10 protein-coding genes and 2 pseudogenes are annotated in these 13,198 nt (G+C 35.3%); 6 read left to right on the top strand and 6 right to left on the bottom strand.

Annotated features, from left to right (window positions below; genetic code table 11):
- The first annotated feature begins 55 nt into the window (after positions 1–55).
- Positions 56–1,549 carry a lytic transglycosylase domain-containing protein gene (locus M2306_RS14525; RefSeq protein ID WP_259190873.1) on the top strand — a complete coding sequence of 498 codons (1,494 nt, stop codon included), beginning with the start codon at positions 56–58 and terminating at the stop codon, positions 1,547–1,549.
- Between the two features lie 68 nt (positions 1,550–1,617).
- A complete protein-coding gene (locus M2306_RS14520; protein ID WP_259190874.1) occupies positions 1,618–2,544 on the top strand; it encodes a DUF4837 family protein in 927 nt (308 codons plus the stop codon).
- A 112-nt stretch (positions 2,545–2,656) separates the two neighbouring features.
- Here M2306_RS14520 and rnpA read toward each other — a convergent pair whose 3' ends face one another.
- From rnpA to M2306_RS14500, 4 genes and pseudogenes are all read right to left on the bottom strand, one after another.
- Positions 2,657–3,070: a ribonuclease P protein component gene (rnpA, locus tag M2306_RS14515; protein WP_259190875.1), complete on the bottom strand. Its 414-nt coding sequence runs from the start codon at positions 3,068–3,070 to the stop codon at positions 2,657–2,659.
- A gap of 93 nt (positions 3,071–3,163) precedes the next feature.
- Positions 3,164–5,059 carry a M1 family metallopeptidase gene (locus M2306_RS14510; protein WP_259190876.1) on the bottom strand — a complete coding sequence of 632 codons (1,896 nt, stop codon included), beginning with the start codon at positions 5,057–5,059 and terminating at the stop codon, positions 3,164–3,166.
- Positions 5,060–5,142: 83 nt separating this feature from the next.
- Positions 5,143–6,756 (bottom strand): S8 family peptidase, encoded by a 1,614-nt coding sequence (locus M2306_RS14505; RefSeq protein ID WP_259190877.1) that lies wholly within the window; start codon positions 6,754–6,756, stop codon positions 5,143–5,145.
- Between the two features lie 73 nt (positions 6,757–6,829).
- Positions 6,830–7,691, bottom strand: a pseudogene (locus M2306_RS14500) (MBL fold metallo-hydrolase).
- Positions 7,692–8,210: 519 nt separating this feature from the next.
- Here M2306_RS14500 and M2306_RS14495 point away from each other — a divergent pair.
- From M2306_RS14495 to sufD, 4 genes and pseudogenes are all read left to right on the top strand, one after another.
- The gene (locus M2306_RS14495; protein ID WP_002988683.1) at positions 8,211–8,540 is read left to right on the top strand and encodes a HesB/IscA family protein; all 330 of its coding nucleotides are present in this window, start codon (positions 8,211–8,213) and stop codon (positions 8,538–8,540) included.
- A gap of 87 nt (positions 8,541–8,627) precedes the next feature.
- The gene (gene sufB, locus M2306_RS14490) at positions 8,628–10,076 is read left to right on the top strand and encodes a Fe-S cluster assembly protein SufB (protein ID WP_259190881.1); all 1,449 of its coding nucleotides are present in this window, start codon (positions 8,628–8,630) and stop codon (positions 10,074–10,076) included.
- A gap of 59 nt (positions 10,077–10,135) precedes the next feature.
- Positions 10,136–10,882 carry a Fe-S cluster assembly ATPase SufC gene (gene sufC, locus M2306_RS14485; protein WP_002988689.1) on the top strand — a complete coding sequence of 249 codons (747 nt, stop codon included), beginning with the start codon at positions 10,136–10,138 and terminating at the stop codon, positions 10,880–10,882.
- A 59-nt stretch (positions 10,883–10,941) separates the two neighbouring features.
- A pseudogene (gene sufD, locus M2306_RS14480) lies at positions 10,942–12,262 on the top strand (Fe-S cluster assembly protein SufD).
- A 214-nt stretch (positions 12,263–12,476) separates the two neighbouring features.
- On the opposite strand, the gene M2306_RS14475 reads toward sufD, so the two are convergent.
- On the bottom strand, positions 12,477–12,782 hold the full coding sequence (locus M2306_RS14475) for a response regulator transcription factor (RefSeq protein ID WP_259190883.1): 306 nt from the start codon (positions 12,780–12,782) through the stop codon (positions 12,477–12,479).
- A gap of 5 nt (positions 12,783–12,787) precedes the next feature.
- Positions 12,788–13,012, bottom strand: a complete 225-nt coding sequence (locus M2306_RS14470) for a response regulator (protein WP_259190901.1) — start codon at positions 13,010–13,012, stop codon at positions 12,788–12,790.
- Positions 13,013–13,198 lie beyond the last annotated feature (186 nt).

The following is a 13,198-nucleotide window of genomic DNA, read 5'->3' as shown; positions in this document are numbered from 1 at the left end:
ATCTTAGGGTATAGCTACGGGATGTGGCTATACCCTATTTTCAAAATATAAAATTATGAATTACAAAGGAGTAGCGTTATCCCTCTTTAGCCTATTATCTTTTACGTTAAGTGCACAAGAACAAACAGAAGGAATTGAATTAAGAAGTAAAGAATTAGATCCACAAGCGTATTTGGATTCGATTAAAGCAAGTTTTGTTAATCATTCTACTAGCGAACGCATCGAGAAGCTTTGGCTAGATGAATTGATCAATCAAGATTTGTTTGATGAGATGAGCGAAGACTTGACAAGTGATGAATTCTTTAATGATGAAGATGGTGAATGGGATGGATTAACAACGGCAGTCTTAAAAGAAAGATTGGCGTTGATGAATGAAAAAACACCCTTTAATGTGGAGTATAATGAATCTTTAGAACGCTTAATTAAATCGTTTTTAAAGAAAAGAAAAAAGTCATTTGAACGTCTATTGGGACTTTCAGAGTACTATTTTCCCATGTTTGAGGAACAATTAGCTAAGAATAATATTCCGTTGGAAGTTAAGTATCTAGCTATTGTAGAATCCGCTTTAAATCCAAAAGCAGTTTCTCATATGGGAGCTACGGGTTTATGGCAATTTATGTATGCGACTGGTAAACAGTATAATTTAGAAGTTTCTTCGTTTAAAGATGATCGTATTGACCCTTTAAAATCTTCAGAAGCAGCAGCTAAATTCTTAGGCGATTTATACAAGATTTTTGGCGATTGGGATTTGGTATTGGCTTCTTATAATGCCGGACCAGGTAACGTATCTAAAGCAATTCGCCGTTCAAATGGTTTGACGAATTACTGGAATATTCGACCAAATTTACCACGTGAAACACAAAATTATCTGCCTGCTTTTTATGCAACCATGTATATTTTTGAATATGCCAAAGAACATGGAATAAAAGCAAACGCTAATATCCCAATGAAATTAGTTCAAACGGATACCGTAGCAGTAAAACGCATGATGAGTTTTGATCAAATTTCTAAGTTATTAGATGTTAGTCAGGAAGAATTAGAGTTCTTGAATCCGACCTATAAATTGAAAGTAGTTCCCTATTCTTCTAGTGAATTGCATTTTTTGCGTTTGCCTTTAGATAAAGCTGGATTGCTAGTTTCAAATGAAGAAAAAATTTACGCTTATGTAGATTTTGAGGAGGATCGCAAAGAGAAGCCAAATTATGATATTGCCATTGCGCAAACTTCGGGTGTTCGCAATAAATATCACACCATTAGAAAAGGTGAAAGTGTGGGTGTTATCGCTAAAAAATACGGATTATCTATCGTTGAATTAAAGCGTTTAAATAACATGAAAACGAATGTTATTTATCCAGGTAAAAAGTTGGTTGTAGGTAAATCTACGGTTGCGCAAGCGTCGACTAGTGGCTATTATGTGGTTAAAAAAGGTGATTCACTTTATTCAATCAGTAAAAATTTGCCAGGTGTAACCATCTCGAAATTAAAAGCGCTGAATAATATGAGCGATAATTCGATGTTGCAACCGGGTATGAAGTTGAGAATTAATTAAGTCATGTATTGAAGCAGACTGTATTTTATATTATTTGTTTTGTGTTTTGCATGAGTTGTAAAAATCCCATGCAAAAAGAAGACGTGCGAACTCCTTCGCAAGGACAAATTAATCACGTTTTGTTGGTCATGGACGACGATTTGTGGTTGAGTGATGTAGGAGATACAATTCGCAATTATCTAGCCGCAGGGATCGATGGTATTATTCCTACCGAACCTCGATTTGATTTAGATCAGCAGTCGCCAGGTATTTTCGGCAATACAGCAAAAAACAGAAAGAATATTGTGTACGTTTCTATGCGCGAAAAGAAAACTAATTTTGAATTGATTGTGGATCAATATGCACAACCTCAGAGTTACTTTTTGATCGAGGGAACGGATAACAAGAGCATTATTGCAACTTTTTTGAAATATAAAGATTCAATTATCAACCGATTTCACCAACAAGAAATTGTTGATATTCAACAGCGAATCAAAGAAGGTCCATTATATGAAACGGTGCTGTTACACGATCGATATCATATCGATATGGACTTACCCGCTTCGTATAAACGAGTTTTAGTCGATGATAATTTTGTCTGGTATAAAAAGGAAATAGCCTCAGGAAATAGCAATATTTTGGTGTATAGTTTACCCTTTGAAGTGGTTAAGCCTTATACAACCCAACGAGAGTTTGTCCTGGATATGGATTATTTGAGGGATTCGATTGTAGGAAAGTACATTCACTCTTCCGAACCCGATACCTTTATGAATATGAGTGTGGATTTTGAGCCTTTTCATAAAATCATTCAACCTAAAGGTCTGGAAGTTACAGAAATAAAAGGAACGTGGGATATGGAGAATAGCTTTATGAGTGGTCCTTATCTCACCTATATTATCAAAAAAGAAGGGTATTATCTTATCATAGAAGGATTTACGTATAATCCCTCCATGAGTAAGCGTAATGTGATGCTGGAATTGGAAGCCATTATGGGAACATTAAAAATAGTTCAATAAAAAAAGCCGAGATATTTCTCGGCTTTTTTTATGTTATATAAATTAAATAAGGCGATTTAAGCCTTTCAAATAATCACAAATCACATTGAGTTGTTTGCAAATAGAAACTTGATTAAATCGCTTGATTATCGCTTTCTGTAGGGGTTGCTTGTTGTTGTTTGATAAACTTTTCAAATAACCCTTTCATCTTGTGTTCTACTTCTTGGTAATTTAAACGATCCTTTGTTTGATAAAAAAGCATCATCGCAAATTTCTTATCCATCTGATCAACGAGAAGGTGTTTGTTTTTGCGGTAGGTTTCTCGAAGTAAACGCTTGTAATAATTGCGGTCAACCGCCTTTTTAAAATAGCGTTTGGATACAGATACACCCGTTTGAAATTGCGGAACTCCCTCTTCATCCACTTCAATATACACCAAGCGAAGAGGATATTTACTAACAGATTTACCTGTTATAAATAATTCATCTATAAGCCTTTTTGCTTTTAGTTTTTCTTCTCTTGGATAAGTTTCGTTTTGTTTTGTCATAGGTTGTGCAAAGGTAGAAAAGGAAAACGATATGTATAAAAAAAGTCCTAGAATATTTCTAGGACTTTCTTTTGTTTGGTATCGAACAACGCTTTAATTGTTGTGGTACACGTTGTTTTCTTGGTTGACATCAGCCATAAACTGGCTAGGATCGATTAAAATAGTTTTAATCGTGCTTTTAGGTTTATTGATGATGAATTTATATTCTGGTTGTGCCCAACCCCAACCTTCTAAAATAGTGCGCTCATATTCTACATACTGATTGGGTTTATTCCAATGCATTGAAGTATATGGCACATAGAATGTTTCCATTGAACCATCTTGGTAGGTTACTAAGATATCCAAAGGCATACCTGCACGTCCAATGCGTTTTAAGGTAACTAAGGATTGATTTTTCTGAATTTCTTCTACAAACAACACTGCATAATCAACAGTATTGGTTGTCATCGTCCAATCCGTCATATACCAATCCAAATTTGCCCCTGTTAAACGCTCTGCTGTGCGTTTGAAGTCATTTGGTGTTGGATGAGTAAATTTATAGTCACGGTAAAACTCCTGAAGTGTTTTCATCATATTATCCCAACCAATGATATAAGCCAATTGAGTCAAGAAAATAGAACCACGACTATACGCTGATATTGAATAGGCTCTATTTGTTAAGTAATGATCAGAATGCGTCGTTAAAGGCTCTTGGATATTACGAGCGATCATGCTGTAATAGCTTTTATACGTTGAAGCAAAAGGATTATCATCTTCTAAATCCTTTTTTGGAAGGATTTGCAACATTGCTAAATCTGAGATAAAGGTAGTAAATCCTTCATCCATCCATTCGTGTTTCGTTTCATTCGTAGCCAAGGTATGTTGAAACCAGCTATGTGCAAGTTCGTGCGCTGTTACACCCACTAAACTTGGAAAGTTACGTTCTCCAGTGATTAACGTACACATTGAGTATTCCATACCACCGTCACCCCCTTGAATCACAGAATATTGTGAATATGGATATTCTCCTACATTCTTGTTGAAAAAATCCATCAATTGAGCCGTAACTGGTTGTAAGTTCTTCCAATTCTCAAGAATTGCAGGGTTATTTTTATATAAGAAGTGCAATTTTACACCATTAGGGCCATCGTAAATATCGTGGATGTAATTAGGATCAGCTGCCCAAGTAAAATCCAATACATTTTCGGCTTTAAAATGCCAAGTCAATGTTTTTCCTTTTGTGGAAGGTACAGTTACTCCAGCATCTTGGTATCCATGTCCGATTTCATTGTTATTTTGCAAGATTCCCGTTCCGCCAACGGTATAGTCTTTATCCAGGGTGATTTTAACATCATAATTGCTCCAAACACTGTGAAATTCTCTTCCTAAATACTGTTCCGTATGCCAACCTTCGAAGTCGTATTCCGCTAATTTAGGGAACCATTGTGCCATAGATAAGGCAACACCTTCTTTGCTATTGCGTCCAGCACGACGAACCATTTGTGGAACTTGACCATCGAAAGTCAAATCTAATATAGTCGTTTGGTGAGGAGGTAAAGGCGTGTTTAACGTCACTTCTAATACCGTTCCAACTACTTTACTTTCAATAGGGGAACCATCTTGCGCTAGTTTTTTTACTTTCACAAAACCAATTTCATTCTCTTTGAGTTTATTGATTTTGCTTTCTGATATTTTTCTACCGCGAATTTCCTTTGTATCCACCATACGGGGATCTGGATCTGGAATACTCATTAACAAAGCATCCATATCGCTATTAGGTTGAAACGCATTGAAGTATAAGTGGTAAAAAACTTTGCGTAATGTATCAGGTGAATTATTGGTATACGCTACCGATTGTGTTCCTGTATACGTGAATTTTTTGACATCCATTTTAACATCCATGCTGTAATCAGCATGTTGTTGCCAATACCCCGGATTAGGGTTCTGTTGTGCGTCAGCCTGATGAATAAAAGGCAAACAAAAAAAGAAAGCTACAACTAATTTTTTCATATCGCTATTTAAATTAAAACTCCACAACAAAGAATAGCTAAGTTGTGGAGTATAGGATCATTTTTCTTTACAAATAGAAAAGATTATTTTTTTGCCTTAGCTAATTTTTCAGCTAAAAGTAAGGCATTGTATACATTAACAAATTTTCCTGAAGTAGAAATCGAATTGAAGTTTCTCACTTCTCTTTTCTCTCCAACAATTACATTAATATTTACAGCTACACCTGAATCCATGATGATTTTTTTCACTTCAGCAGCTGTAAATTGTGGGTAGTAAGCTCTTACTAAAGCAGCAACTCCAGCAACGTTTGGCGATGCCATTGACGTTCCTTGTAAATACTCATATGTATTGTGTGGTGTTGTTGCGTAGATTTTTACTCCAGGAGCAAAAACGTCTACATCATAGTGTCCGTAGTTTGAGAATGTAGCCACCATATTTTCACCGAATTTTGGATTTAAAGCTCCAACAACTAAGAAGTTGCTCGCTACTTCTGGACCCATTTTTACGTTGTCATTTGGATAGCGTTCTACACCACCTTCAATGTTTAAATCCATTGCATCATTTCCTGCTGCAACAACGATTAATACATCTTTAGATTCTGCATATTGAATTGCATCACGTACCCATTGGCTGTTTTCTTCAAAGTATTTTCCGAAACTACCATTGATTACTTTTGCACCATTATCTACTGCATAGCGAATCGCTAATGCGATGTCTTTATCGTATTCATCTCCATCAGGAACTGCACGTAAAGCCATAATTTCAGCAACTTCTGAAGCAACACCATCTCCACCTAAATTATTGTTTCTCGTTTGAGCAATAATTCCAGAAACGTGTGTTCCGTGTTTTGCCTCATCGCGATCTGGACCAATTACATTATTGTCTCCATATACGCGATCATTGATATTACTATGGTCATCACCAACAAGTTCACGACCATTGTAATCTACGTTTAAGTGGTATTTTAACTTGCTATCTCCGTAGTTTTTGTATGTTTCTAACCAAGAAAGCTCACGACCATTGTTTAGAATGTTTGAAATTACTTTTTTAGAGTGCGTGATTTCTTCTGAAGCATCATCTCCAATTGCATTTAAATCTTCAATCGTATAGTCTTTCTTCCCTAAGAATGCAGCCAATCTTTCGTTTGCGCGCATTAGCATGTCAGCTCTAACTTGGATTTCTTTTGCCTCTTGGATTTCTTTTGCAAGCTCTTTTACCGCTCTTTTGTATTGTTCTGATCCATCGTCTCCTCTTCTCACTACACGTACCATTTCTACATTTTCGTGTACTGATTTACCTAAGAAGTTCCATCCATGGATATCATCGATGTATCCATTCTTGTCATCGTCAATATTATTTCCAGCGATTTCTTTTGGATTAGTCCAAACTTGATCTTTCAAATCATCGTGATCAATTTCAATACCAGAGTCAATAACTCCCACAACTACTTTTTTAGGAAGTGGTTTTCCTTTTAAAAGTTCTTCATATGCGCGATCAACTGACATTCCAGGTACAGTATCTCTTAAGATGTCTAAATGACTCCATCTTTTCAATTGTTCTTCTGGTAATGCACTCGTTCTTGTAGGTAATTGATCTACATCTGAAATTGGTTTTTGAATGATCGCTTTTGAGCCTCCACAGCTAGCTAAAGCAAATGCTAAGGCTGCAGAAAGATAAATTGGTTTAATCAAACGCATTGTTTTTGTTTTTTAATTTCGTTTAAGACCGATAAAAATAGTATATAATTGATTGAAAACGTTCAGCTTAACATTAAATTAAGATATCAGAAGCGTGAAGTATTTCATTTAATCGTACTCCTATTTCGGTATGTTGTACTGTAATTATCTCGTTATGTGCATCATGTTCTAAGAATAACAGCCAATTTTCATCTGCTGCCATTTTTAAAAATTTTTCTTTTTCACTAAGCGTTAACAAGGGACGCGTATCATAACCCATGACATACGGCAAGGGAATATGACCAGCTGTTGGTAATAAGTCGGCCGTAAAAGCTAGCTTACGTCCTTTGTAATTTAAGATGGGAATCATTTGTTTATCTGTATGTCCATCTGCAAAAAAGATAGAAAAGCCTAAATCAGTCTCTAACACTAAATCAGAATCGTTTCTTTCAATAAAATGAAGGGCACCACTTTCTTTGATGGGCAGAATAATTTTCAGGTAAAAAAGACGCTTTTTCTCTTGCATTGGGTTGAGTGGCCCAATTCCAATGTTCTTCATTAGACCAATAACGCGCGTTTTTGAAGGCATTGACATAGCCTGTGCGAGCTGCATTCCAATTTACTGCTCCGCCAACGTGGTCAAAATGCAAATGGGTTAAAAATACATCCGTAATATCATCAGGATGAAAACCGTGTTTCGCCAATGACTTTTCAAGTGTGTGATCTCCCCAAAGCGAATAATAACCAAAAAACTTATCTGATTGTTTGGTTCCCATTCCTGTGTCAATTAAAATTAATCGCTGGCCGTCTTCAATGAGTAATAAACGGGCACCTAAATCGATTTGATTATTTGAATCTGCAGGATTGGTTTTATTCCAAAGGGCTTTGGGTACTACGCCAAACATGGCACCGCCGTCTAGTTTAAAATTGCCACTTTCAATTTGATATAATTTCATGTCGTTTTCATTTTAACTCTAATAAGTGCAAAGTACTACATTTATGGAAAAGATGGGCTGTTTTTGATGAACATCCTATCGATGTCTTCTTTTATTCGGTCTAAAAAATGTGAAAAGCGTATTTTTGTGGGTGAAATAAATGGCGTTTTTATCTGAAATAGGCCTAGCCATGTGCAATAGAAAAGAAATACAAAGAGAAGGAAAATGCGTTTCTTGGATTTGTTCAATCCTTTCTTTTTTTTGTGTCTTGTTTATCCAAAATTAGATGCGAAATTTGTAACGAAAGCTTTTTAAATAGAAAAAGAATTTATTTGGACTATTAAACGGATTTTGATTTGCTAGTAAATTAGCTAATCTACTGCTTAATAAGTAATTAAAAATGGATTACAACAATAGATTTTATCGATTTTAGTATTAAAACTTCTAATCGTTATAAATATGTTAGTTAGTATTAGAAACCATTTTTTTATAATACCTTTGTCAATCGGTATAGAATTAATCTATTTTAAGTAACAACGTATGATAAAAGTTTCAGATATAGCAAGTAAACGCGTAGCTCTTTTGATGGAAGATGAAGGTTTTGATTCTACAAAAGATTACGTTCGCGTAGGGGTAGAAAGCGGAGGATGTTCCGGCTTATCGTACCAATTGAAATTTGACCACGGAACCACAGAAGACGACAAAGTTTTCGAAGATAATGGGGTTAAAATTGCTGTTGATAAAAAAAGCTTTTTGTATTTAGTAGGAACAACTCTTGAGTATTCAGGAGGCTTAAACGGAAAAGGTTTCTATTTTAACAACCCGAACGCAAGTAGAACTTGCGGATGTGGAGAAAGTTTTTCTTTATAGTACAGAAAGGGAGGATTAAGTTCTTCCCTTTTAACAAAGTAAAGTCTAATGTAGAAGCAGGTAATAATTGCTTTTAAGTACCAATATATGAGCAAGTATACAGAAGAAGATTTAAAAAAAGAATTAGAAGGTAAGGAGTATGAGTATGGATTCTATACAGATATAGAATCTGAAACATTCCCGATTGGATTGAATGAAGACATCATCAGAGCGATTTCTGCAAAGAAAGAAGAACCTGAATGGATGACAAACTGGAGATTAGAAGCTTTCCGTATTTGGAAAGAAATGACGGAGCCGGAATGGGCAAACGTACACTATGAAAAACCAGATTTTCAAGCCATATCTTACTATTCAGCACCAAAAAGTAAAGACAAATACACAAGTTTAGATGAAGTGGATCCAGAATTATTGGAGACCTTCAATAAATTAGGTATCTCTATTGATGAGCAAAAACGTTTGTCTGGAGTTGCTATGGATATTGTAATGGATTCCGTTTCAGTAGCTACAACGTTTAAATCAACGTTAGCAGAAAAAGGAATTATATTCTGTTCTATTTCAGAAGCGATTAGAGAATATCCTGAATTAGTAAAACAATATTTAGGAACAGTTGTGCCACAAACAGATAATTTCTATGCGGCACTAAATTCAGCTGTTTTCTCTGATGGGTCATTCTGTTATATTCCAAAAGGCGTTCGTTGTCCGATGGAATTATCAACGTATTTCCGTATTAATCAAGCAGGAACAGGTCAGTTTGAGCGTACATTAGTTATTGCTGATGAAGGAAGTTACGTTTCTTATTTAGAAGGATGTACAGCACCATCTCGTGATGAAAATCAATTGCACGCTGCTGTTGTAGAGTTAATTGCTTTGGATAATGCTGAAATTAAATATTCTACAGTACAAAACTGGTATCCTGGTGATAAAGAAGGAAAAGGTGGAGTTTTCAACTTCGTAACTAAACGAGGATTGTGCGAAACAAATGCTAAGATTTCTTGGACACAAGTAGAAACAGGATCAGCAGTAACTTGGAAGTATCCTTCTTGTATCTTGAAAGGAGATAATTCGGTTGGAGAGTTTTACTCTGTAGCAGTTACAAATAATTTCCAACAAGCGGATACCGGTACAAAAATGATTCACTTAGGTAAGAATACGAAATCGACGATTATATCGAAAGGTATTTCAGCTGGTAAATCTCAAAATAGTTATAGAGGTTTAGTACAAGTAGGCCCACGTGCTGAAAATGCTAGAAACTTCTCTCAATGTGATTCGTTGTTAATGGGTAACGAATGTGGAGCTCATACCTTCCCTTACATTGAAGCGAGAAACTCAACAGCTCAAATTGAGCATGAGGCGACAACAAGTAAAATTGGGGAAGACCAAATTTTCTATTGCAACCAACGTGGAATTTCAACGGAAAAAGCTATTGCTTTGATAGTTAATGGTTTCTCTAAAGAGGTGTTGAATAAATTACCAATGGAATTTGCAGTTGAAGCACAAAAATTATTAGAGATTTCATTAGAGGGAAGTGTGGGTTAATCCACATCGCTTTAATGGAGGCATTCGTATCATTACAAATTTAAAATAACAAACAGTTTATGTTACAGATAAAAAACCTACACGCAAGTGTTGAAAATAAAGAAATATTAAAAGGAATTAATTTAGAAGTAAAAGCGGGTGAAGTTCACGCGATTATGGGACCTAATGGTGCTGGTAAAAGTACATTATCTTCTGTGATTGCTGGAAATGAGGCTTTTGAAGTAACGGAAGGTGAAATGTTATTGGATGGTGAAGAGTTAGGGGAATTAGCTCCTGAAGAAAGAGCACACAAAGGGGTGTTTTTATCTTTTCAATATCCGGTGGAAATTCCTGGAGTTTCCGTGACTAATTTCATTAAAACAGCAATTAATGAGGCAAGAAAAGCAAAAGGACAAGAAGAGATGCCTGCCAATGAAATGCTGAAACAAATCAAAGAAAAAGCAGAATTACTTGAAATCGATAGAAAATTCTTATCTCGTTCATTAAATGAAGGTTTCTCAGGTGGTGAGAAAAAGAGAAATGAGATTTTCCAAATGGCGATGTTAGAGCCAAAAATTGCAATCTTAGATGAAACGGATTCAGGATTAGATATCGATGCATTGCGTATCGTTGCTAATGGAGTAAATAAATTAAAAAGCGAGGATAATGCTGTAATCTTAATTACGCACTACCAACGTTTGTTAGACTATATCGTTCCTGATTTTGTACACGTTTTACACGATGGTAAAATTGTAAAAACAGGAGGAAAAGAATTAGCCTTAGAATTAGAAGAAAAAGGATACGACTGGATCAAAGAATCGCTATAATCAAAGCGATTTAATAGAACAGGACACAGTCATTTTAATCTAATAGGTAAATAAGGAATATGGAACTTAAAGATAAATTAATAACGTCTTTTGTTGCTTTTGAACAACAATTGAGTGGAGAGCACGATACGCTACACAATATTCGTTTAGAAGGACTAAAGACATTTGAAGATAAGGGATTCCCTACAAAAAAAGAGGAAGCGTGGAAATACACGTCTTTAAATTCAATTTTAAAGCAAGATTTTTGTGTGGTTCCTAAGAAAGAAGTAGCGGTTGATTACAAAGATGTAAAACAATACTTTTTAAGTGATTCGGATACGTATAAATTGGTATTTATCAATGGAGTATTCAGCTCTCACTTATCATCTACTACACATGATGGATTAGACGTATGTTTAATGTCTTCTGCTTTGACTAAACCAAAGTACAAGATGTTAATTGATACGTATTACAATACAATAACAGATAAGGAAGATAGCTTAACTGCTTTGAATGCTGCGTATGCAGTGGAAGGAGCTTTTGTCAATATTCCAAAAAGCAAAGTGGTTTCTAAACCAATTGAGATTGTATACTTGTCAACAGCAGGAGAACAAGCCTTATTGGTTCAACCACGTAACTTGATTATCGTTGGTGAAAATGCGCACGTTCAAATCTTAGAGCGTCATCAAAGTTTAGATGAGTGTAGCATCTTCACAAACTCAGTAACGGAAATTTTTAGCCACAAACGCGCTATCGTTGATTTCTATAAGTTGCAAAACGATTTAGATACAGGTACGCTAATTGACAATACTTTTATCAAACAAAAACAAGAGAGTAGAGTATCTGTTCACACGTTTTCTTTTGGGTGGAAAATTAACGCGTAATAACCTGAATTTCTTTCAAGACGGTGAGCGTATTGATAGTACAATGAAAGGAATTACGTTAATCGGTGGAAAACAGCACGTGGATCACTATACCTTAGTTTCTCACGATAGTCCAAACTGTGAAAGTCACCAAAACTATAAAGGATTGTATGATGACAATTCAGTTGGGGTATTCAACGGTAAGATTTACGTAGATAAAATCGCACAAAAAACAGATGGTTTCCAACAAAGTAACAACATCTTGTTGAGCGATAAAGCGCAAGTGTATACGAAACCACAGCTGGAGATCTTTGCTGATGACGTACGTTGTTCACATGGATGTACAATTGGTCAATTAGACGAAGATGCCATGTTTTATATGCGTCAACGCGGTATTCCTCAAAGAGAAGCAAAAGCGTTGTTGATGTACGCCTTTACAGATGAAGTAATGGAATCAGTTAAAATTCCAGAACTTAAAGGAAAGGTTGCTAAAGTGATTGCCTCAAAATTAGGGGTATCAATGGGATTTGATATTTAATATATTTTATTCGTTATAAATAAAAAGGGTACTTAACCAAGGTGTTAAGTACCCTTTTTTATTTTTAGGCGTTTTAAGCGCTTATTTTTTTATTATGCGACAGAAGTACTTTTCAATATAAAGGATTTATTACATCGAATAATAGAAGCAAACAAGCTGATATTTCACCTAGGTCTGGGTTTACTTCATTAACGGAATCGCTTGATTCCTATTTTTACTTGTAATTGTGCAGATGTTGTTCTACACAATACGTGATTAATTGAATCTTATTCTTCACGTGAAATTTTTCTGTCAACTTCTTGATATACGTTTCTACAGTGCGTCCACTCAAGTGCACCATTTTTCCAATTTCATTGTTCGTCAATCCCTTACAAGCGTGATTGATGATTTGTAATTCGATGGAAGAAGGAGTATAAAACAGTGGCTGAGCAACAAGCGTATCCTTCGTAAACGCCTTGCTGTTGTAGTTTTTCCATTGCTCTATATGTTGCGTATAAGGGGCATTGTTGCCATGAAACAAAGCGGTTAGGAGCTTAAATATAATATGGCTGTTTTTTGACAATAATAGACGCAATCATAGGTGTTGAATAGGTGATGTAAGTCTTCTTGGTATACCTGAGTATACACGATAATAGGTGTTTTATTGTGCTTGGCACGCAATATTTTTAAGGCTTCTATACCCGTCATAATTGGGGTAAAAGCATCAATTAGTAGAAAATTATTCTGTTTGTGTTGCAGCCTATTAACCAACTCAAAACCATTGCAATAATACTCTATTAAATCGAGATTTAAGGTTCGTTCAATATGGTCTACGATGAGATTTTTAAAATGTAAGTCTGATTCGTTGTTTTTTGATGAGGTTTGCAAGTAAATCTAATAATGTGAATAAGATGAATAAGCAAAAAGCCTCAAAAATATTCTTTTTGAGGCTTTTAT

It is taken from the genome of Myroides gitamensis (assembly GCF_029894455.1).
Lineage (GTDB): Bacteria > Bacteroidota > Bacteroidia > Flavobacteriales > Flavobacteriaceae > Flavobacterium > Flavobacterium odoratum.
This window is presented reverse-complemented; position numbering and strand designations above follow the sequence as displayed.